This window comes from Streptomyces sp. NPDC021115 (assembly GCF_044333065.1).
In the GTDB taxonomy this organism is placed as follows: Bacteria; Actinomycetota; Actinomycetes; order Streptomycetales; family Streptomycetaceae; genus Streptomyces.
This window is the reverse complement of the sequence record NZ_JBIRQF010000001.1, coordinates 308,809-330,155: the sequence shown is the minus strand read 5'-3', so window position 1 is coordinate 330,155 and position 21,347 is coordinate 308,809. Positions and strand designations below refer to the sequence as shown.

Annotated in this window: 14 protein-coding genes; 3 read left to right on the top strand and 11 right to left on the bottom strand. The window is 71.3% G+C overall.

Annotated features, from left to right (window positions below; all coding sequences use genetic code 11):
* The 7 genes from ACH4TL_RS01460 to ACH4TL_RS01430 all read right to left on the bottom strand — a co-directional run.
* Nucleotides 1-1,133: serine/threonine-protein kinase (locus ACH4TL_RS01460; RefSeq protein WP_398313594.1), on the bottom strand; the 1,133-nt coding region annotated here is incomplete at its 3' end.
* Between the two features lie 88 nt (nt 1,134-1,221).
* On the bottom strand, nt 1,222-3,132 hold the full coding sequence (locus ACH4TL_RS01455; RefSeq protein WP_398313596.1) for a P-loop ATPase, Sll1717 family: 1,911 nt from the start codon (nt 3,130-3,132) through the stop codon (nt 1,222-1,224).
* A 193-nt stretch (nt 3,133-3,325) separates the two neighbouring features.
* Nucleotides 3,326-4,918 (bottom strand): M4 family metallopeptidase, encoded by a 1,593-nt coding sequence (locus ACH4TL_RS01450; protein WP_398313598.1) that lies wholly within the window; start codon nt 4,916-4,918, stop codon nt 3,326-3,328.
* 168 nt (nt 4,919-5,086) lie between these two features.
* Complete coding sequence (locus ACH4TL_RS01445) at nt 5,087-6,727, bottom strand: M4 family metallopeptidase (RefSeq protein ID WP_398313735.1); 1,641 nt, start codon at nt 6,725-6,727, stop codon at nt 5,087-5,089.
* Nucleotides 6,728-7,005: 278 nt separating this feature from the next.
* A complete protein-coding gene (locus ACH4TL_RS01440; RefSeq protein WP_398313737.1) occupies nt 7,006-9,237 on the bottom strand; it encodes a M4 family metallopeptidase in 2,232 nt (743 codons plus the stop codon).
* Nucleotides 9,238-9,660: 423 nt separating this feature from the next.
* The gene (gene pepE / locus ACH4TL_RS01435) at nt 9,661-10,386 is read right to left on the bottom strand and encodes a dipeptidase PepE (RefSeq protein ID WP_398313600.1); all 726 of its coding nucleotides are present in this window, start codon (nt 10,384-10,386) and stop codon (nt 9,661-9,663) included.
* Nucleotides 10,387-10,429: 43 nt separating this feature from the next.
* The gene (locus ACH4TL_RS01430; protein WP_398313602.1) at nt 10,430-11,188 is read right to left on the bottom strand and encodes an IclR family transcriptional regulator; all 759 of its coding nucleotides are present in this window, start codon (nt 11,186-11,188) and stop codon (nt 10,430-10,432) included.
* Here ACH4TL_RS01430 and ACH4TL_RS01425 point away from each other — a divergent pair.
* On the top strand, nt 11,069-11,434 hold the full coding sequence (locus ACH4TL_RS01425; protein ID WP_398313604.1) for an AroM family protein: 366 nt from the start codon (nt 11,069-11,071) through the stop codon (nt 11,432-11,434). The two genes, ACH4TL_RS01430 and ACH4TL_RS01425, sit on opposite strands and share 120 nt — an antisense overlap.
* Before the next feature lie 62 nt (nt 11,435-11,496).
* A complete protein-coding gene (locus ACH4TL_RS01420) occupies nt 11,497-12,126 on the top strand; it encodes an aspartate/glutamate racemase family protein (RefSeq protein ID WP_398313606.1) in 630 nt (209 codons plus the stop codon).
* Between the two features lie 28 nt (nt 12,127-12,154).
* On the opposite strand, the gene ACH4TL_RS01415 is transcribed toward ACH4TL_RS01420, so the two are convergent.
* The 3 genes from ACH4TL_RS01415 to ACH4TL_RS01405 all read right to left on the bottom strand — a co-directional run bounded on the left by ACH4TL_RS01415 (nt 12,155) and on the right by ACH4TL_RS01405 (nt 17,197).
* Nucleotides 12,155-13,423, bottom strand: coding sequence for a hypothetical protein (locus ACH4TL_RS01415; protein WP_398313608.1), 1,269 nt, complete (start codon nt 13,421-13,423; stop codon nt 12,155-12,157).
* Nucleotides 13,424-13,493: 70 nt separating this feature from the next.
* Nucleotides 13,494-15,356: an ABC transporter ATP-binding protein gene (locus ACH4TL_RS01410; RefSeq protein ID WP_398313609.1), complete on the bottom strand. Its 1,863-nt coding sequence runs from the start codon at nt 15,354-15,356 to the stop codon at nt 13,494-13,496.
* A complete protein-coding gene (locus ACH4TL_RS01405; RefSeq protein WP_398313610.1) occupies nt 15,353-17,197 on the bottom strand; it encodes an ABC transporter ATP-binding protein in 1,845 nt (614 codons plus the stop codon). The genes ACH4TL_RS01410 and ACH4TL_RS01405 overlap by 4 nt, the downstream gene beginning before the upstream one ends.
* 234 nt (nt 17,198-17,431) lie before the next feature.
* Here ACH4TL_RS01405 and ACH4TL_RS01400 point away from each other — a divergent pair, with 234 nt between their 5' ends.
* Nucleotides 17,432-18,652: an RNA-guided endonuclease InsQ/TnpB family protein gene (locus tag ACH4TL_RS01400; protein ID WP_398313611.1), complete on the top strand. Its 1,221-nt coding sequence runs from the start codon at nt 17,432-17,434 to the stop codon at nt 18,650-18,652.
* 34 nt (nt 18,653-18,686) lie between these two features.
* On the opposite strand, the gene glgX is transcribed toward ACH4TL_RS01400, so the two are convergent.
* Nucleotides 18,687-21,029, bottom strand: coding sequence for a glycogen debranching protein GlgX (glgX, locus tag ACH4TL_RS01395; protein WP_398313613.1), 2,343 nt, complete (start codon nt 21,027-21,029; stop codon nt 18,687-18,689).
* Between the last annotated feature and the right edge of the window lie 318 nt (nt 21,030-21,347).

Genomic DNA, 21,347 nt, shown 5'->3' with positions numbered 1-21,347 from the left:
TTGGCGCGGGTCTCCTCGAAGAGGGCGTCAGCCTCCGCGCGTTTCTGCTCGGCTTCCCGCATCGCTTCGGACCACAGCGATCGGGCCTTGCTCTCGGCCTCTGCGACGATCCGGACGCTGTTGTCCAGTGCCTCCACCTCCTGCAAGGAGGCGGAGGACTTGGCCTTCTCGTTCGCGGCCGTGGCCGCCTCGGCAGCCTGTCGCAGGATCTGCCGCGCCCTGTCCAGCATCCGCCCGGCCAGGGTGTCCGTGTAGCCGAAATGCGTCAGGTCCAGACAGCCGTCGGCGGGTAGCGCCGCCGCGTGGTCGAGGAGGATCCCGCCCAATGCGTCGTACACGGCCTCAGCGTCGGCCGGGCGATCGTCGGGGGCCTTGGCCAGCAGGCGCAGGATGAGGTCATTGAGGGCCTCGGGGAGATCCTGGGCGAGGGCGCTGGGTGGCAAGGGGGTCTCCTCGATGTGCATACGGAGAACGGCCCACGTATTGCTCCCGGTGAAGGGCTGGCCGCCGGTGACCGCGTGGTAGAGCAGGCAGCCGAGGGAGTAAAGGTCGCTGCGGTGGTCGACCTCGCGATCACCCAGAGCCTGCTCCGGGGACATGTAAGGCGGGGAGCCCAGGGGCGTGCCGGTGGCGGTGAGTTCGTGGACTCGGAGCGTGTCACCCAGGAATTTGGCGACACCGAAGTCGAGGACCTTCAAGGTGCCCTCGGGGGTGAGCAGAACGTTGGAAGGCTTGATGTCCCGGTGCACCACCCCGGCTCGGTGGGCGACGTGCAGCGCCTGGGCGATTTGCCCGGCCCACCCGGCGGCGAGCGTCCAAGGCGGGATGGACTCGTTGAGCCGTGCGCGGAGACAATCCCCGGAGACCAGCTCCATCACCAGGTAGAGGGCCTCGCGACCGCTCACCGTTTCCTCGCCCCAGTCATGGACGGTGACGATGTTCCGGTGGGAGAGCCGGCCCGACAGCAGCACTTCACGCTGGAATCTGAGCCGGGTCTCCACCTCGTTCATGTCCGGACGCGTGTGGACGAGCTTGACCGCCACGTTCCGCTGCATTCGTTCGTCCAGGGCGGCCCACACCTCGCCCATGGCGCCTCTGCCTACCAGGTGGGTGATCCGGAACCGTCCGGCCACCAATGTTCCTTGCAACTCTTTCCTCCCCCTTGACCAGTCACGCTCACAGCGCGCCTGGATCCCCCGTCAGTTTCGTCGGTAGCGACGATCAGTAGCCGTAGCCCGCCGAGTTTCCCGAGCTACCGAACGAGCCGCCTGCGAGCTGCCTCAGCCGACGGGCCTCGTCCTCGATGCGGTGGGCGACCCCTCCGGACCTCGCGGTGTCCAGCCCGCTGGCGTTCAGCTGTGCGGCGAGGGTGATGAAGTAGTGTGCCGCGCCCAGGAGATGATGCTCCGGATCCTGCAAGAGGATGTCATCGCCGGGGGGATCGCCGAGGTGATCGAGGACGCGGGAGATCCGCTGCGTGATCTCGTCCCGGGCGTCCTGGGACAGGTCGACCGCGCGGCCCACCTGCGCCAGGATCGAGTGGCAGGAGCGCCTCAGCTCGCCCAGCAGCCGGTAGTCGTGGCTGACCAGGGACGCTCTCGGTGCGAAGTGGCCGATGTTGCCCGAGGCGATGCGGGCGCCTGCCACCCCGGGCGCGAAGCGGTGCAGGTCGATCGCGCTGGTGGCGCCGAGGGCCGCCCGGAAGCACGGGTGGACATGGAATTCGGTTTCGTGCGGCTGTACGGGCAGTTCGCCGCCGCCCGCGAACACCACATCGCTGCCGCGCCGCACGCCGAGGAAGCCGACCCCGTACAGGACGTCGATGACGCCGGAGAGGGTCAGGGCTTCGGCGTACGCGGGGAACAACCGGTGCAATGTCTCCGCGGCTTCCTCGAATCGGCCGCCGAGCGCGGCACGGGCCACCGCATAGCCGGTGTTCTGGAACAGTGGGAAGAGCCGTTCCAGGAAGGGGTGGGCGACCAGGTACTCCAGGACCAGGTCCTTCAGCTTCCACGCGGAGAACTGCAGGCTCGCCTGGTGGATGTCGGCCTCCGTGATCCGGTTCCGGCCGTACGTCAGCCAGGCGGTCTCCTGGCAGAGGTTGAGGAACTGGATCACATCCCGGGGCCGTGGCAGACACCGGCCGAAGAGATAGTCCGGGGTTCCCTCTCCCCGGACGGTCCTCGGGAAGATCTCCCGCCACAGTCGCTCCTCGGTGAGCCCGGCCCCGGCCGTGGCCCGCGCGCGGGCGAGGGCGAGGTCCCGCAGGGCCTGGTCCGTCCATGCGATCCGCAGTTCGTCCCCGTGGAACTTGTCCCCTTCCCCGAAGGACAGCGAGTCGTAGATGTCCGAGCGGAGGAAGAGCAGACACCGCACTGCCTGCCCGTACAGCCCCATCGTGTGCTTGGCCGCCAGCAGCAACCCGATCACCATCGAGTTGCTGTCCGGCTCGGCGGACCACACCCGCTCCAGCTGGTCGACGAGGATCAGTAACGGGCTGTGGGTGCTGGTGCACCCCAGGGCGGTGAAGGCCCGTGCCACTCCCTCCTCGAGCACTTCCAGCTGTCGTGTCGCACGCGCGCCCTCCGACGGAGAGGAGGCCAGCTCCAGACCGGCCTTGAAACCGAACGCCTCCAGCGACAGCGCTGTCTGGAGTCCCCTCGCCCCTCGCGCCAGCCGATTCCCCAACCGGTCGCCGGGCAACTCGTCGTTCTGCTTCAGGAAGCGGTGGAGGGCCTTCAGCGAGCGGTGTTTGCGGCCGTGTGCGTCCTTGGCGTGCGAGAGCAGATGGCGCGCGGCGTGGATCGCGAAGACGTACCGCCAGATCAGCGCCTTCGCCGAGTCGGCGGGCAGTCCCTGCAGCTCGAACCGCCGGATCTCGTCGCCGGCCGCGTCGTCCGGGGTGATCAGGACCTTCCCGCCGGGATGTACCCCGTCCGACATCAGGTGCATGCAGATGGCGCTCTTGCCGGATCCCTTGCGCCCGATGATCAGGGTCTTCCGCCCGGATACCGCCGCATCGGAGGCGGTGGTCCGCAGGAAGCCGCCCCGCAGCAGAAGTCCGTCGGTAACGTCCCGCTCGGCGTCCTCCCGCCCGAAGTGCAGATGCGCCAGTGCGGATTCATCAGCCATCTCAGGCCCCCCAAATCCCCGCTTGACCCTCAATAGAGAGTTGTATCCCATTCCTCGCGGAAGAGAACCGCCGATCGGCGGACAGAACCGGCCCGGGACCGCACCGGTACCGGACCGAGACATGTCGGAATCAGCGGTGGGGAAGCCATGAGAGCCCTCGGCCGGCGGACACGCTCGGCCGAGGGCGAAGGGGCTACTTGACGTTGACGCCGCCCCAGGCGTTGTTGACCGTCTTGTACTCGGTGCTGTTCGCGCCGTACAGCTTCTTCGCGGCGTTGAGCGTCGCGGTGCGGGCCTTGGCGTAGTTGGTGGTCGAGGTCATGTACGTGGTCAGGGCCTTGTACCAGATCTTCTCGGCCTTGGCGCGGCCGATGCCCTTGACGACCCGGCCGTCCTTGGTCGGGCTGTTGTACGTGACGCCGCCGATCACCTTGCGGCCACTGCCCTCGGCCAGCAGGTAGAAGAAGTGGTTGGCGATGCCGGACGTGAAGTGCGGGTCGTCCTCGCCGACGCCGCTCTTCCAGTAGTCGTAGGACAGCCCGTCCTTGCTGGGCTTGTCCATGTAGCGCAGCGGGGTGCCGTCGCCGTTGATGTCGATCTTCTCGCCGATGAGGTAGTCGCCCGGGTCCTTGGCGTTCTTGGAGTAGAACTCGACGGCGGTGCCGAAGATGTCCGAGGTGGCCTCGTTGAGGCCGCCGGACTCGCCGCTGTACTCCAGGTTGGCCGTGGCCGAGGTGAGGCCGTGGCTCATCTCGTGGCCCGCGACGTCGAGGGAGGTGAGCGGCTTCTTGTTGCCCTCGCCGTCGCCGTAGGTCATGCAGAAGCAGGCGTCGTCCCAGAAGGCGTTCTGGTACGCGTCGCCGTAGTGGACGCGGGAGTACGCGGCCTTGCCGTTGCCCTTGATGCCGTTGCGGCCGAGGACCTTCTTGTAGTAGTCCCAGGTCATGGCGGCGCCGTAGTGGGCGTCCACGGCGGCGGTCTGCGCGATGGTGGGCTTGCCGTTGCCCCAGACGTTGTCGGGGTCGTAGAACGCCGACCCCTTCTTGGTGTCGTCCCACGAGTGCTTGGAGTTGTACGTCTGGTGGCCGCCGCGCGCGGTGTCCTTCAGCAGCCACTGGCTGCCGCTCTTGACGGACCCGACGGTCACCTTGCCGTTGTGCTGGCCGGTGCCGGTGCCGTTCTCGATGGCCTGGTACTCGTACAGCTTCTTGCCGCTGTCGGCGTCGGTGATGACGTGCAGCCGGTTCGGCGTGCCGTCCTTCTGGAGGCCGCCGATGACGGTCTCGTACGCGAGGACGGGCTTGCCGGTGGCGGCCCAGATCACCTTGCGCGGGGCGCGCTCGGTGGTGGCGCCGGTGACGTCGGCGGCCTTCGCGGCGGCCAGGGCGGTGCGCTGGGCGCCGGAGGCGGCGAACGAGGCGCGGGTGTCGGCGACCTTGATGGTGGCGTCGGTCGCCTTGGTGACGCCGTCCTTGGTGCCGCTCGGCGTCTGGTGGACGATCAGGTCGCCGCCGAGGACGGGCAGCCCGTCGTAGGTGCGCTCGTAACGGGTGTGGACGGAGCCGTCCGCGTCCCTGACGACGTCACGGACGACCAGCTTCTCCTTGCCGCCGAGACCGAGGGACTTGGCGGTGTCGGGCGTCGGAGTGGCCGCGCTCGCGGGGACCGCGGCGGCGCCGGCGGCGAGCAGGGAGGCGGCCAGGGTGGCCGCTCCGGCGGCGAGGGCGGTACGCGAGCGTCTGTGACGGGATATGCCGGATATGGCAGACGTCGAGCGTGAATCCACGCGTATCTCCTGTTGTCATGGGAGGTTGACCGACGTATCGGTCAACCAGGCAAAGATGTGTCTTTGCTGTGAAGAAAACATACCGGTGCCCGGGGACAATCCCCGGGCACCGGCCACATGTTGTGCGTTACGCATCGGTAACGCCGCAGGTTCTCCCCGACGTTGGTGCTACTTGACGTTGACCCCCGCCCAGGCGGCGTCGACGCCCTTGGACTCGGCGCTGTCCTTCCCATAGAGGTCGTTCGCGGCCTTCAGGGTTGCCTCACGCGCCGCGTGATAATCCGTGGTGGAGGTGAAGTACGTGGTCAGGGCCTTGTACCAGATCTTCTCGGCCTTGTCCCGGCCGATGCCCTCGACCTTCTTGCCGTCGGAGGTCGGGCTGTCGTACTTGACGCCGTCGATCTCCTTGGCGCCGCTGCCCTCGGACAGCAGGTAGAAGAAGTGGTTGGCGACGCCGGAGGAGTAGTGGACGTCGAGGTCGCCGACCTTGTCGGACCACGCGTCCGCGGACTGCCCGTCCTTGCTGGGCTTGTCCATGTAGCGCAGCGGGGTGCCGTCGCCGTTGATGTCGATCTTCTCGCCGATGAGGTAGTCGCCCGGGTCCTCGGTGTTCTTGGCGCTGAACTCGACGGCGGTGCCGAAGATGTCGGAGGTGGCCTCGTTGAGGCCGCCGGACTCGCCGGTGTACTCCAGGCCCGCCGTCTTGGAGGTGACGCCGTGGGACATCTCGTGCGCGGCGACGTCGATGGCGGTCAGCGGGGCCTTGTTGCCCTCGCCGTCGCCGTACGTCATGCAGAAGCAGGAGTCTTCCCAGAACGCGTTGACGTAGCTGTCGCCGTAGTGGACGCGGGACGTGGCGGCCTTGCCGTCGCCGCCGATGCCGTCGCGGCCGTGCACCTTCTTGTAGTAGTCCCAGGTGGTGGCGGCGCCGTAGTGGGCGTCCACGGCGGCGGTCTGCGGGTCGTCGCCCTTGCCGTTGCCCCAGGCGTCGTCCTCGTCCGTGAACGCCTTGCCCTCGCCGTCCTCCTTGTTCTCCAGGTTGAGGGTCTTGTGGCCGCCGCGGTCGGCGTCGGTCAGGGTGTAGCCGCTGCCCTCCTTGGAGGTGCCCAGCTCCACCTTGCCGCTGTACTCGCTCTGGCCGCTGCCGGTTTCGACGCCCTGGCGCTCGTACAGCTTCTTGCCGGTGGCGGCGTCGGTGATGACGTGCAGCTCGTTCGGGGTGCCGTCCTTCTGGACGCCGCCGACGACCGTCTCGTACGCCAGGACCGGCTTCCCGGTGGCGGCCCAGATCACCTTGTGCGGGGTCTGCGCCTTCGCCTGCTTGCTGCTCTGCGCCTCGGCGGCCTTCACGGCGGTGCGCGCGGCGCCGCTGGGGGCGGCCTCGGCCTTGGTGGTGGCGACCTTGACGGTGGCGTCGGTGCCCTTGCTGACGCCGCTCACCTTGCCGTTTCTGGCCTGGTGGACCACCAGGTCGCCGCCGAGGACGGGGAGTCCTTCGTAGGTGCGGTCGTAGCGGGTGTGGGTCGTGCCGTCGGCGTCCTTGATGACGTCCTTGACGACCAGCTTCTCCTTCGCGCCGAGGCCGAGGGTCTTCGCCGTGTCGGCCTTGGTGGCGTTCGCGTCGCGCAGCAGCTCGGCGCGGGCGGACGCGGTGAGCTTGGCGGGCTGGGCGCCCGCCCTGGCACCCGCGTCGGCAGGTGCGGCACCGGCGGATCCGGTGGTCAGTCCGGTGGCCAGCAGCGCCGCGGTGGCGACCGCGGCACCGGCGGCGATCGCCGAACGGCGCCTTCCGCTCCCGGATATGGGCATGCTGAAGGTCTTGCTCACGCTAACTCCCTCGTTGCTGTGGGGGGTCAGTGCCGGGCCACGGCAAGCCGCCGCTCGGCACTGAACAAGAGGTACTGGTGCGTAATGCGTGGGCAGACTGTCACACAAGCCGCGGACATGTCACGGGTTTCCTGGCGGGTCTGGCAGAAATTGTTCATGGAAGCGCTCATGGAGACGCCGCCAGGAGGAGTCGGGTCACCCCTGGCGGCGCCTGGTTCATGGTGTTCACCGTCGCAACGGACGGGGGTTCGGACGGGGGATCAGAAGGTCAGCTTCCAGCCGTTGATGGTGCCGGAGTCGCTTGCGTAGACGTCCTGGACCTTGAGGTTCCAGGTGCCGACCGCCGTCTCGGAGGAGGCGTCCACGGTGTACGTGGCCTTCACGTCGTCCGCCGAGTCGAAGATGCTGGAGTTCTTGAGCCGGTAGGCCGTGCCGTCCGGGGCGATCAGGTCGATCACCAGGTCGCCGCGGTAGCTGTGGGTGATGTCCACGGTCACCTGGAGGGCGGACGGGGCGTTCCCTGCCCGGCTCACGGTGATCGGGGAGTTGACCGCGTCTCCGCCGTCCGGAATGGCGAAGTCCGTGGTGTTCTCGAAGACGTTGCCGCCGGTGGTGTTGACGGTCCAGGTGAACGACGCGGTGCCGGTCTTGCCCGCCGCGTCCGTCACCGTCACGGTCACCGCGCTGGAGCCCTCGGTGGTCGGGGTGCCGGAGATCAGGCCGGTGGACGAGTCGATCGCGAGGCCCGCGGGCAGCCCGGTGGCCGCGTAGCTCAGCGCGCCCGGGTTGGAGCTGACGGCCTTGATCTGCACGCTGGTGGCCTGCCCGACGATGCTGGTCTGGTCACCGGGCGGGGTGACGGTGACGCCGTCGGCGATGCGGGTGCCGACGTTGACCCCGGCCCAGGCGTTCGCCACCGCGTTGTACTGGGGGCTGCCCTGGCCGTACAGCTCGCCCGCCGCCCACAGCGTCGCCTCGCGCGCTGCGGCGTAGTTGGTGTTGGACGTCATGCGCTGGCTGAGCGCCTTGAACCAGACCTGCTCGGCGGCGTCCCGGCCGATGCCGGTGACCGGCAGCCCGTCGGAGGTCGGGCTGTTGTAGCTGACGCCGTTGATGACCTTGGCGCCGCTGCCCTCGGAGAGCAGGTAGAAGAAGTGGTTGGCGACGCCGGACGAGTAGTGCACGTCCACGTTGCCGACGCCCGAGTACCAGCTGTCCTTGGACGCGCCGTCCTTGCTCGGTTTGTCCATGTAACGCAGCGGGGTGCCGTCGCCGTTGATGTCGATCTTCTCGCCGACGAGGTAGTCGCCCACGTCGGACGCGTTGTCCGCGTAGAACTCGACCGCCGCCGCGAAGATGTCGGACGTGCCCTCGTTGAGGCCGCCGGACTCGCCGCTGTACACCAGCTTCGCGGTCGCCGCGGTGACGCCGTGGCTCATCTCGTGCGCCGCCACGTCGATCGAGGTCAGCGGCTTGGCGTTGCCGGAGCCGTCGCCGTAGGTCATGCAGAAGCAGGCGTCCTGCCAGAAGGCGTTGACGTAGCCGCTGCTGTAGTGGACCCGGGAGTACGCGCCCACGCCGTCGCCCCGGATGCCGCTGCGGCCGTGCACGTTCTTGTAGTAGTCCCACGTCTCGGCGGCGCCGTAGTGCGCGTCGACCCCGGCGGTGGCGGCGTCGGCGGTGCTGCCGCTGCCCCAGACGTCGTCGGCGTCGGTGAACAGGGTGCCGGTGCCCGAGGTGCCGCGGTTCAGGTTGTACGTCTTGTGGCCGCCGCGGCCGGCGTCGGTCAGGTTGTACGAGCCCGCGCTGCCCGAGGTGCCGAGGGCGACCTGCCCGCTGTACTGGCTGTTGCCGGTGCCGTTCTTGACGCCCTGGTACTGGAACAGCTTCTTGCCGGTGGCCGCGTCGCTGATGACGTGCAGTTCGTTGGGCGTGCCGTCCTTCTGGAGGCCGCCGACGACCGTCTCGTACGCGAGCGTCGGCGTGCCGGACGCCGCCCAGACCACCTTGCGCGGCGCCCGGTCGGCCTCGGTCTTCCGTGAACCCTGCGCGTCCGCCGCCTTCACGGCGGCCTGCTCGGCTGCGGCGGGCCTCACGTCCGCGGTGGTCGTCGCCACTGCCAGCCGGGCCTTGGTGGCCTTCGCGACCGACTCCACCGCGCCGCCCTTGGTGCGGTCCACGACCAGGTCGCCACCGAGGACGGGGAGCCCGGCGTAGGTGCGCTCGTAACGGGTGTGGGTGGTGCCGTCGACGTCCTTGATGACGTCCCTGACGACCAGCTTCTCCTTGGCCCCGAGGCCGAGTGTCTGCGCGGCGGCGGACTTCGCGGCGGCGGTGTCGGCGGCGCGGATCAGCGCGGTGCGGGCCGCGGGGGACAACTGCGCGGGCAGCGCCCCGGGTCGCGCCTTGGCGGCGATCGTGCCGCCGGGCTTCGCGGCCTGATCGCCCGCGCGGGCGGTCGCGGGACCGGACTGGACACCGACGACGATCATCGCCGCGGCGGCCACCAGGGCGCCGGTCGCGGCGGCGCGCCGATGGGGTCTGTGGGGTCTGGGATGCCGTTGGGGGAAGGGTCTCACGCTGACTCCTTCTGCACTGGCCGCGCGCGATGGCGCGGCCCTCCGGGCAGGACATGGCGGAGCAGGTGGTACGGGTGCGTCCGGCGTCACCGGGTTCGCCTGCCGCGGACGAGCGACGAGGCGAGGCCGCGGTGCGACCGGGGGGTGTGGGGGGTGGTCCGGGGGTTGATGAGCTGTGGAATTGCAGCACCCCGGTCGGGGGAAGAGTGCCATCATTGGACTCGACCTGTCAGGAGCGCGACAATAACTTGACCGGAAAGCGTCCGTTGACAGATGTGCTCTATCCGCATATCGGATAGCGGAGTTCAGTCCGAGCCATCGGCACCGACTGCGCGCTCACGTCGTGTCGAACCGCGGCACCCCGTCGAGCAGCGCGCTCAGGTCGTGGCCCGGCCGCAGTTCGGACACCGTCTCGCCGCGGCGGAAGAGCACGGCCCCGGCCTCGATGCCGCCCAGGGTGAGCCGGTCGCCGTCGCGGCGCAGCCAGGTGCCCTCGCGCAGGCCGAGCACCGGCACGTCGTTCTCCTCCAGGAACTGTTCCAGGCGCTGGGCGCGGGTCTCGCCCATGTGGGCGCTGTCCGGGCGGGCGTCCAGGAAGTGGGGGTTGATCTGGAACGGCAGCAGGCCGAGCGCTTCGAAGCTCGGCGGCTGGACGATGGGCATGTCGTTGGTGGTGCGCAGGGTCGGGCAGGCCATGTTGGTGCCCGCGCTGGACCCCATGTAGAGCGCGCCCCGCTCGACCCGCTCGCGGATCGCCCGTACCAGGCCGTGCCCGTGCAGCGCCTTCAGCAGCCGGAAGCTGTTGCCGCCGCCGACGAACACCGCCCCCGCGTCCCGTATCGCCGCTGCGGGGTCGGCGGCGGTGTGCGCGCCGGTCACCGTCACGCCCAGGGGCTCCAGGGCGCGGGCCACCTGGGTGGTGTAGCCGTCGTGGTCGGCCAGCGCGTACGGGACGAAGACCAGTTCGCGGGTGTCGCCCAGCGCGGCGGCGATCTCCTCCAGGACGTGCTCCAGGTAACCGCGGCCGGGTGCGGTGGAGTTCGAGAGCAGCAGCAACCGCATGCGGGAGCCTTTCGGTACGTACGTAAGGGCGTCAGCGGCGCGGTCAGCGCCGACCGCGGCGCGGGACCTGCCGCGGCCGGGCAGGGGTCAGCAGTCTGCCCAGGTCCGCCGCGCCCTGGAGCAGCGCGGCCACCAGGTCGTCCCGGCGTGGCCGCAGCACCTCCTGGGTGGCGGCCAGGGTCAGGGTGCCGACCGGGCGCCTGCCCACCAGGACCGGCGCGGCCAGCGCCGCGGTCTCCGGATCGTACTCGCCCTCGGAGTACGTGAAGCCCTCGCGCCGCACCTGGGCGAAACGCTCCTCCAGCGCCGCCGGGTCGGTCAGGGTGTGCTCGCTGAACCGGGCCATCGGGCGTCCGTAGATCAGCGCGGCCCGGTCGTCGGCGTCGAGCATGCCGAAGTACGCGCGGGAGGTGGCCCCCGCGTGCGCCGGGTACAGCTCGCCCGCCAGCACGTAGTAGCGCAGCGGCCCGGTCGCCCCGTCCACCGCGGCCACACAGCGCATGTGCACCCCGTCCGGGACCGCGAACAGCGCGTTCACCCCCGCCTCCCGGGCGAGGACCGCCAGCGCGGGCCGGACCAGGCTGGCCATGCCGCCACCGCGCTCCCACACCCGGGACAGATGCCAGACGGCCGGGCCGAGACGGTAGCGGCGGGTGCGCCGGTCGGAGACCAGGAAGCCCCGGTGGGCGAGCGCGGCCAGCAGCCGCTGCGCCACCGACTTGTCGAGGCCGAACTCGGCGGCGACCTCCATCACGCCCCACTCCGGGCGCTCCCGGTCGAAGGCGAGCAGGACGTTCAGCACGCGGTCCGCCGTCTGGAGCGGCGGTGCGCCGGTTACCGGTACGCGTCCGACGGGAGCGCCCCGGAAGCCGTCGCCGCGGCCGCCCGCACCCTCGCGGCACGCGGCAGCACCTGGATCGTCCTGGACTGCATCGGCTACACCGAGCGGATGCGCGCCGCCGCCCTGCGCGCCGCGGAGCGGCCGGTGCTGCTGGCCCGGGCGATCGCGATACGGATGGCGGCCGAGGTGGTCGCCGCCTCGCCGTGAGGCCACCCCCTTCTTGCGCCACCTTCTCCGTACGTCGGCACCCGAGAGGAGCCCATCAGCCCATGCACGGCATCATCCGTGTCCTCACCTGCGACGACCCCACGGCGCTCGGCGCCCATGGCAAGGTCATCGAGGAGCGGTACGCCCTCGCCACCGTCTCCCGCTGCATCCCCGGCCAGCCGCACGGCATCCACGACGACGAGTCGGAACGCCGCGCCGAACCGAAGGTCGTCTCCCTGGCCCGGGAACTGGCCGCCGAGGGCGCCGAGGCCCTCATCATCAGTTGCGCCGCCGACCCGGCACTCGCCCTGACCCGCGAGGCCGTGGACATACCGGTCATCGGCGCCGGTTCGGCGGCCGCCGCCGTGAGCCTCGGCCTCGGCCGCAGGGTCGGGGTGATCGGCATCCGCGACCGGGCCCCGCCCGCCGTACGCGCCGTCCTCGGCGACCACTTCGCCGGTTCGGCCCGCCCGCACGGCGTCCACCGCACCACCGACCTCACCGCCCCCGGCGGCCGCGGGGCGGTGGTCGACGCCGCGTCCGAACTGATCCCCTCCGGCGCGGACACCCTGCTGCTGGCCTGCACCGGCCTCAACACCATCGGCATCCGCCCGTTGCTGGAGGACCGCCTGCGGGTGCCGGTGGTGGACCCGGTGCTCGCGGCGGGCCTGATGGCGTCGTACGCGGCGTAACGCCCTCACGTCCCGCTGGGCACGTGCGTCATACGAGACGCTGCGGCGCTCCGCCGAGCAGCTCCCGCCGCCAGCGCCAGGCGAGCGTCAGACAGGCCCGCCCGGCGGGCAGGGTGTCCTCGTGTGCGGCGTAGCCCAGGACGTTGTCCTCGGTGAAGGGGATTCCGCGATAGCCCGTACCGGCCCGGGTGCCCACGACGAGGACGCCCTCCTCGTTGCGGTCGCCCATGGCCGCGAAGATCTCGTCGAACGCCGCGGCGTCCCAGACGCAGACCAGACAGAACTCCGGCTTCCAGGTCAGCGGGTCGAGGCCGATCCCCAGGAACCGCACCCGGACCTCGCCGGTGCGCAGCGCCTCCTCGAAGCGGGCGTAGGGCGCGTCGTGCGCGTAGTCGAGGGTCACCCCACCGCTTCCGGTGGCATCGGCGGCGCCCAGGAACTCCTCGGCGTACTCCCGCATCGTGGTCCGCCACAGGTCCAGATCGGACTGCCAGACGGGCAGCACGTCCGCGTGCGGCTGGAACTCCCCCGCCGGGGCCACATGGGTGGTGCCCATGGCCACCGCGACCTTCCCGGCCTCGCGGCGGTGCAGGAAGAAGTACGCGTCGTCGCCGTCGACCCGTATCGTCAGGGCGCTCACCCCCGGCAGCGCGGAGCGCCGGGCCAGCGCGAACGGATCCCCGAGTGCGCGGCGGTACGGTCCGCTCAGCGGCTTGGCCCCGGCCCCGCCCCTGAGGTGGCGCAATGCCTCCTCGTACGCGAGCGATTCAGTCGTGTCGAGGCCGTCGAAGTAGTGGCCGAGCGTGAAGTCGAGGGCGATCCCGTCCCCGAGGCGGTCCGCGGGCGGCGGTGTGACCTCCAGCAGACGGTAGGAGGGGCCGTTGAACCAGACGCCGGGGAGGTCGAACGCTTCGATCGCGGCCGAGTAGCTCTCCAAGTGCCGCGCCCCGGCATCGCGCGGCCAGTACCGCAGCAGCTCCTTTCGCCGGATGATCAGCTGCTCCGGGGGCCGGGCCTCCCGCAGTGTCATGCGGACCGCGTCCAGGGGAAGCGGCCGGTCCGGGACCCAGCCGGGCCGGGTGAGCAGGGCGAGCCCCTGGTCCGCCCGGCGCTCCGCCTGGTCGGCCACACACGCGGCGGTCAACTGGGCGCGCTGCGCCTTGAGATGACGCCGGGCCTTCACGAACAGCGCCGCGCCGCGATCCCGGCTCGCCAGCCGCTGCGGAGCCCAGGCCAGCGCCGCGGCCACGATCGCCACCAGCAGCCCGGCGGCACCGATGGCGGTCTCCAGCTCCATCTGCCCGTCCCTCCCCCGTAGACCGGGCCATTCAACCAGGTCAGGCCCACCAGTTCAGATCAGCGCCGGGTCATACCAGACTGTCCCGCCACGCCTGGTGCAGCGCCGCGAAGCGGCCCTCGCCCGCGATGAGTTCGGTCGGGGTGCCGTCTTCGACGATGTGGCCGTCGGCCATGACCAGGACGCGGTCGGCGATCTCGACCGTGGAGAGGCGGTGGGCGATGACGACGGCGGTGCGGCCGCGCAGGACCGTGTCCATGGCGCGCTGGACGGCGCGTTCGCCCGGGATGTCGAGGGAGGACGTGGCCTCGTCGAGGATGAGGACGGCGGGGTCGGCGAGGAGGGCGCGGGCGAAGGCGACGAGTTGGCGCTGGCCCGCGGAGATGCGGCCGCCGCGCTTGCGGACGTCGGTGTCGTAGCCGTCGGGGAGGGCGGCGATGAACTCGTGGGCGCCGATGGCCTGGGCGGCCTGCTCGACCTCGGCGCGGGTGGCGTCGGGGCGGCCGATGACGATGTTGTCGGCGACCGTGCCGGAGAACAGGAACGCTTCCTGGGTCACCATGACCACGCCGCGGCGCAGTTCGGGGGTGGCCAGGTCGCGCAGGTCGACACCGTCGAGCAGGACGCGTCCTTCGGTGGGGTCGTAGAAGCGGGCGAGCAGCTTGGCGAGGGTGGACTTGCCCGCGCCGGTCGCGCCGACCACGGCGACCGTCTGCCCGGCGGGCAGGGTGAGGTCGAAGCGGGGCAGCACCTCGCCGCCGGTGCGGTACGCGAAGCGCACGCCGTCGAAGACGACCTCGCGCCCCGGGGAGCGGGCGGGGCGCGGTGGGAGGGGGCGCGGATCGGAGGGTTCGGGGACGGACGGGTGCTGGGCCAGCAGGCCCGCGATCTTCTCCAGCGACGCGGCGGCGGACTGGTAGGAGTTGAGGAACATCCCCAGGCGGTCGATCGGGTCGTACAGCCGCCGCAGATACAGCGCGGCCGCGGCCAGCACTCCCAGCTCCAGATCGCCCGCGGCGACCCGGTAGGCGCCCCACAGGACGATGGCGGCGACCACCGTGTTGGCGGTCAGCCGGGAGCTGACGACGTAGCGGGCCATCTCCAGGATCGCGGTGCCGTTGATCCGCTGATGGCGGCCGTTCAGCTCGTCGAAGCGGGCGTCGTTGGCGCGCTCGCGGCGGAACGCCTGCACCGGCCGGATGCCGTTCATGGTCTCGGTGAAGGCGACGATGACGGCGGCGGTGGCCGTCGACCGCTTGCGGTAGACGCGCATCGACCGGCGCCGGAACGAGCGGATGAGCAGATACAGCGGCCAGAAGGACAGTACGGCAGCGCCGCCGAGCCCCCAGTCCAGATAGAGCAGGGTGAGGGCGATGTAGACGACGGACAGGGCGATGCCGAGCAGCTCGTCCAGGCCCTCGTTCAGCAGCTCCCGCAGCGATTCGACGTCCGTGGTGGCGCGGGAGATGAGCCGCCCCGAGGTGTACCGCTCGTGGAAGTCCACGCTGAGGGTCTGGGTGTGGCGGTAGATCCGGCCCCGCAGATCCAGCAGCACGTCCTGGCTGATGCGGGCGGAGGCGCGGATGAACGCGAACTGGAGGGCGCCGGAGGCGAGCGCGCAGCCCAGGTAGGCGGCGCCGACGGCGGTGAGCGGGCCGCGGTCGCCGCCCCGGAAGGCGGGCACCGCGCGGTCGATGGCGAACGCGACGAGCAGCGGGCCCGCCTGCACCGCGGCCTGTTGCAGCAGCAGGAGGACGGCCGCGACCCATACGCGGGCGCGGCGCGGGGCCAGCAGCGAGCGCAGCAGGGCGAAGGAGGCGCCCTTGGGCGCGGGCAGTACGTCGTGGTCGAAGGGGTCGTCGCCCCCGGCGGGACGCTCCTCCTCGGCCTTCCGCGCCTTTTCGGCCGGGCGTTCCTCCTCGGCCGTCGTCATGGGCCCTCCTCCTCGTCGTTCTCCCCGTCGTGTCCCGACATCAGCGACCGGTACGCGGCGCTGTCCCGCAGCAGTTGGTGGTGGGTGCCGACCGCGGCGATACGGCCCTCCGCCATCAGCGCCACCCGGTCGGCGAGCAGCACGGTCGACGGCCGGTGCGCGACGACCAGCGCGGTCGTGGTCGCGAGGACCTGCCGCAGCGCGGCCTCGACCCGTGCCTCGGTGTGCACGTCCAGCGCGGACAGCGGGTCGTCCAGCACCAGGAAGCGCGGCGCGCCGACGACGGCGCGGGCCAGCGCCAGCCGCTGCCGCTGGCCGCCGGACAGGCTCAGCCCCTGCTCGCCCACCTCGGTGCCGGTGCCCTTCGGCAGGGCGTGCACGAACTCGGCCTGCGCCACCTTCAGGGCGCGCGCCAACGCGGCCTGATCGGCGCCGTCCGCGCCCATCAGCACGTTCTCACCGGCCGTCGCCGAGAACAGCGTGGGCTCCTCGAAGGCGACGGCGACCAGGCCGCGCAACTCGTCGCGGGGGAGCGCGGTGATGTCCCGCCCGTCGAGGGTGATCCGCCCGCGCGTCACCTCCAGCAGCCGCGGTACGAGGGCGGTCAGCGTGGTCTTCCCGGAGCCCGTCGCCCCGACGAGCGCCATGGTCTCGCCGGGCCGGATGTGCAGGTCCACCCCGCGCAGCACGGGCGGGGCGTCCGGGGGAGTGTCCTCGTACCGGAACTCCACCCCCTCGAACCGGAGCCCGCCCTCGCCCCGCTGCCGGGGCAGTACGGGCGCGGGGTGGCCGTCGGCGTCGGCCGGGCGGTCGTCGGCGTCCGCCGGGGCGGCGTCCAGGACCTCGAAGAAGCGGTCGGTGGCCGTCGCCGAGTCCTGGCTCATCGCCAGCAGGAACCCCAGGGACTCCACCGGCCACCGCAGGGCCAGCGCCGTGGACAGGAAGGCGACGAGCGTGCCCGCCGACAGATCGCCGTCGGCGACCTGGACGGTGCCCAGCACCAGCGCCGTGCCGATCGCCAGCTCCGGCAGGGTCATGATCAGCGCCCAGATGGTGGCCAGCAGCCGCGCCTTGCGCAGCTCGGTGGCCCGCACCCGCTCCGACAGGGCCCGGAAGGCGCGGGCCTGGCTGCGGTGGCGGCCGAAGCCCTTGACGATACGGATGCCGAGCACGCCCTCCTCGACGACCGTCGTCAGATCGCCGGTCTGGTCCTGCACGGTGCGGGCGACCGACGAGTAGCGCGACTCGAACAGCGAGCAGACGATCATCAGCGGCACGGCCGGTACCAGGAGCACCAGCCCCAGCGTCCACGCCTGCGCCAGCAGGATCGCGAAGCCGACCAGGATGGTGACCCCGTTGACCACCAGGAAGGTCAGCGGGAAGGCCAGGAACATGCGCAGCAGCATCAGATCGGTCGTGGCGCGCGACAGCAGCTGGCCCGAGGCCCAGCGGTCGTGGAAGGAGACCGGCAGCCGCTGGAGATGGCGATAGAGAGAGGCGCGCATCGACGCCTCGACGGACGCCAGCGGCCGCGCCACCAGCCAGCGCCGCAGCCCGAACAGCCCGGCCTCGGCCACCCCGAGCGCGAACAGCAGCGCACCGCCCAGCCACACCCCGCCCGGGTCGCGGTCGGCGACCGGCCCGTCCACCATCCACTTGAGGACGAGCGGGATGACCAGGCCCAGGCAGGAGGCGACGACGGCGACCGCGGCCGCCGTGAACAGCCGGGCCCGCACCGGGCGCACGAAGGGCCAGAGCCGCAGCAGGGAGCGCGTGGTGGAGCGGTGCCGCGGGGCGGTGCCGCCCTCCTGGGCGCGGGGTGGTGTCGTCGTCACAGCCATCAGTGGCGAGACTACGGTCCGCCACTGACAGTGCTCACTCGGTTTTTCCGGTTCAGGGTGCGGAGCGGCCGTACCGCTGTCGGTATCGCCGAGGTGATGCGAACGTGCGTGCCCGTGTTCGCTGGTTGGGGTGGTGGCCATGGGGTTGGGGGACGTGTGTGCTGCTGTCGTACGTATGGTCCGTCAGAGGGTTCGGGACGGCATGTCGTCCCGGCCGGGGCCGTGAGGGGCGAGATGGCGCATGTGGGGGTGGCGGCGGAGGGTGGGCATGTCCGGTACACGTACCGGCTGCGTGTGCCGTCCACCGCTCGCACCGTCCTGGTGGCGGAGTGGGACCGGTGCCGCTGGGTGTGGAACGAATGCGTCGCCAAGTCCAGGGCCGTGTACCTGTACAACAAGTCCACCGGGCAGAAGGTCATGTGCGGCCCGGCTCAGCTCGACAGGATGCTGACCGAAGCGAGGCGGAGGACGCTGTGGCTGCGTGAGGGCTCCTCGGTTCCTCAGCAGCAGATCATTCGCGACTTCGGCCGCTCTCGCGCCAAGGCGCACAAGGACATCCGCGCGGGCCTGCCTGTGGCGCGCCGGGCCGGGATGCCGAGGTGGAAATCCAAGCGCGAGGCGCTGCCGACTCTCAATTACACCCGGCGCGGGTTCAGCTTGAAGGGCGGACGTCTGCACCTGGCGGGCGGCATCGTTGTGGTGGTGGTGTGGTCGCGGGAACTGCCGGCTGAGCCGTCCTCGGTGCGTGTGTACCAGGACAGTCTCGGGCACTGGTACTGCTCGTTCGTCGTGCCCGCTCAGGTGCAGCCCGTGCGGGAGACGGGTCGCGTACTCGGTGTCGACTGGGGCGTGAAGGAGATCGCGACCACCACGTCCGACGCGCACGACCTGCCGCACGCGGGGTACGGCAGGAAGGTCCAGGCGAAGCTGACCCGGTACGACCGGATGATGGCCCGCCGCAGGCCGAAGAAGGGGCAACCGGCGTCGAAGGGCTACCGCGAGGCGAAGAAACTGCGGGCGAAGGCGTACAAGAAGGCTGCCAGGCAGCGTGAGGACACCGGGCGAAAGTGGGCGAGGAAGGTTGTCCTCGACCACGACGCTGTCGCTGTGGAGGACTTCCGCCCGAAGTTCCTGGCCAGGACCACCACGGCCCGCAAGGCCGCTGATGCCGCCATCGGCGCCACCAAGGCCGCTCTGGTGGCGATGGGCCGCAAGCATGGGCGGGACATCCGCCTTGTCCACCCCGCGTACACCACGATGGACTGCGCGCACTGCGATGCGAGAGCCAAGCATCGCCTGCCGCTGGGTGAGCGCACCTACACCTGCGCCGTGTGTGGAACCGTGTCTCCACGGGACAAGAACTCCGCACGCGTGATGCTCGTCCGGGCTGGTCTCAACCCGGCTGGTGCTGATGGCGGAAGACCTCCTGGAGCGCTGCTCCAGGAGGCGGCCTGAGCCAGGAATTCCCTCCCGTCAGGGAGGGGAGGAATCAATCGGTTTTTTGGCGTAGGTCCACGGCCGTGAGAGCGCGCAGCAGCAGAACCGAGCGTTCCGGTAGTTCGATCGTCGTACCGGCCGCGTACCGCACTCCGGGTGCCGCGTCCTGGTCCTCGCGCGAGGTGTCCACCAGAAGGTCGTAGCCGGTGGCCCACGGCGGTCCTGGCAGCGTGAAGGGCAGCGGCCCGGGGCCCGCGTGGAGCAGCGCCAGGAAGGTGTCGTCGGTGACCGGCACGCCGCGCGGATCACGCTGCGGCAGGTCGTGGCCGGAGAGGTGGACGCCGAGGGCGGTCGGGGGCGCGTACCAGTCGGATTCGGTCATCTCCTCGCCGCGCGGCGTGAACCAGGCGAGGTCGCGCACCCCGTCCGACGGCCGGGCCTCGCCGGAGAAGAAGGCGGGCTGGCGCAGCACCGGGTGGGCGCGGCGCAGCCGGATCAGCCGGGCGGTGAGGTCGGTGAGCGCCTGCCAGCCGGGGTCGTCCAGGAGCGACCAGTCGACCCAGCCGGTCGCGTTGTCCTGGCAGTACGCGTTGTTGTTGCCGCCCTGGGTGCGGCCCATCTCGTCGCCCGCGACGAGCATCGGGACGCCGGTGGACAGCAGCAGGGTGGCGAGCAGGCCGCGCAGCCTGCGGCGGCGCAGGGCGCGGATGCCGGGGTCGTCGGTCCCGCCCTCGGCGCCGGAGTTCCAGGAGCGGTTGTCGTGGGTGCCGTCGCGGTTGCCCTCGCCGTTGTCCTCGTTGTGCTTGCGGTCGTAACTCACCAGGTCGCGCAGGGTGAAGCCGTCGTGGGCCGTGATGAAGTTGACCGAGGCGCACGGCCCGCGGCCGCCGTGCCCGTACAGGTCGCTGGAGCCGGAGAGCCGGTAGCCGAGGTCGCGTGCGTCGGGCAGGGCGCCGCGCCAGTAGTCCCGTACGGCATCGCGGTAGCGGTCGTTCCACTCGGCCCACAGCGGCGGGAACGCGCCCACCTGGTAGCCGCCCGCGCCCACGTCCCAGGGCTCGGCGATCAGCTTGACGCCGCGCAGCACCGGGTCCTGGGCGATCACGGTGAGGAACGGGGAGAGCATGTCGACGCCGTGCGTCACGGAGCGGGCCAGCGTGCTCGCCAGGTCGAAGCGGAAGCCGTCCACGCCCATCTCGGTGACCCAGTAGCGCAGCGAGTCGGTGATCAGCCGCAGGACGTGCGGCCGGACGGTCTGGAGGGTGTTGCCGCAGCCGGTGAAGTCGGCGTAGCGGCGCGGGTCCTGCTGGAGCCGGTAGTAGCCGCGGTTGTCGATACCGCGCAGCGAGAGCGTCGGGCCCAGCTCGCCCGCCTCGGCGGTGTGGTTGTAGACGACGTCGAGGATCACCTCGATCCCGGCGGCGTGCAGGGCGCGCACCATCCGCCGGAACTCCTCCACCTGCTGGCCCCGGGTGCCGGTGGCCGCGTAGGCGGCGTGCGGGGCGAAGTAGCCGATGGAGTTGTAGCCCCAGTAGTTGCGCAGGTTCCGCCGCAGCAGATGGTCCTCGTGCGCGAACTGATGCACCGGCAGCAGCTCCACCGCCGTCACTCCGAGCCGGGTCAGATGCTCGACCGCGGCGGGGTGGGCGAGCCCGGCGTACGTGCCGCGCAGCTCGGGCGGGACGCCGGGGTGGCGCATGGTGAAGCCGCGCACATGGAGTTCGTAGATCACCGACTCCGTCCAGGGGGTGCCGGGGCGGCGGTCGTCGGCCGCGGCGCCGTCGCCCACGACGACGCCCTTGGGGACGTACGGCGCCGAGTCGCGCTCGTCCCGCACGGTGTCGGCGACATGCTGCTGCGGCCAGTCCCGCACATGGCCGTAGACCTCGGCGGGCAGCGGACCGCCGGGCGGCCCGAAGTCGCCGTCCACCGCGCGCGCGTACGGGTCCAGCAGCAGCTTGGCCGGATTCCAGCGGGCGCCGGTCCACGGGTCCCAGCGGCCGTGCACCCGGTAGCCGTACCGGCGGCCGGGCAGCACCCCGGGCACGAAGCCGTGCCAGACCTCATGGGTCTGCTCGGTCAGCGGGTGGCGGATCTCCCGGCCGTCGTCGTCGAACAGGCACAGCTCGACGGCCTCCGCACCGCCCGCCCACAGCGCGAAGTTGGTGCCGGGCACCCCGTCGGGCCCGGGGGCCACGCACGCGCCGAGCGGCTGCGGGCTGCCCGGCCAGGCGTCGGCCCCGGCCGCCGCGGCCGTGGCCGCGGGGGAGCCGCCGCGCGGGGCGGGCAGGGGCGCGGGCGCGGCGGGGCGGCGGAGGGGCGGTTCCACAGCGTCGGGCGGTGCGGGTAAGCCGTCGGAGGGCTCCAGGGTGTGCTGCTCGGCTGCTTTCGACACATGCGCCTCCGGCGGCTCGCACGGGACCGGGCTCCGCACCTCCCGTCCGGAGCCCGACGGACCGGGCGGTACCGCCCCGCGGCGTCCCGACCGCGTCCGGCTGTGCCCGCCCGGTAGCCCTGTTGTGCCCGCAATCCTGGCAGCCCTCACGTTTCCGCGAGGGCGGGGGAGTGGCCGGTTACCGGGACCGCTCCCACCTGGGACTGAACCGTGACACTCGGACATGATCCCGCTGTCGGTGCGATGTGATTACCTATCGACAGGCGCGCTGTGCGCGTCGGTGTGTCGGAGCTGCCGCGGGGGACTGCGGCTCCGAAG